The following is a 559-nucleotide window of genomic DNA, read 5'->3' as shown; positions in this document are numbered from 1 at the left end:
CACTGCCCTGAGTAATAAATCGTGGGGAATATTATCGAATAACCCCCTGATATCAAATTCAAGGCACCAGTCATACTGCCAGCAGCGTTTTCTTGTTACGGCTATGGCATCCAGCGCTGATTTTCCGGGCCGGTATCCGTATGAGTCATTCAGAAAGTCACGCTCCACTAATGGCTCAAACGTTATCAGCACCGTCATCTGCGCGATTCGATCGCTTACTGTCGGTATTCCCAGAAGTCTGCTGCTTCCATCCTTCTTCGGAATTTCCACCGCACGCACCGGCGGTGGCATCCAGCTTCCCGATGATAACCGGTTCCAGATTTTGTACAGATTTCCTTTCAGATCCCGGTCAAAATCCTTCAGCGTCTGGTTATCCACCCCGGCAGACCCGGCATTCGCCTTTATCCGCCGGTACGCTTCCACCACCTGCAATTTACTGACCTGAAACGGTTTTGTCTGTTCACCTCCAGCCTCCTCCTGCGTACAGTTGGGCCGGGGTGCAGACTGCCCGACGCTGCCCCTTCGCTCCACGTTCATTACAAACGCTTCCTCACTACTA

At 52.6% G+C, this 559-nt stretch carries 1 protein-coding gene; it reads right to left on the bottom strand.

What is annotated here, in order from left to right; genetic code table 11:
- On the bottom strand, nucleotides 1–537 hold a 537-nt coding region (locus A7090_RS25360; protein WP_241957306.1), incomplete at its 3' end, for a reverse transcriptase domain-containing protein.
- Nucleotides 538–559: the final 22 nt, after the last annotated feature.

Origin of the sequence: Escherichia sp. MOD1-EC7003, assembly GCF_002965065.1 — a bacterium.
In the GTDB taxonomy this organism is placed as follows: Bacteria; Pseudomonadota; Gammaproteobacteria; order Enterobacterales; family Enterobacteriaceae; genus Escherichia.
This window is presented reverse-complemented; position numbering and strand designations above follow the sequence as displayed.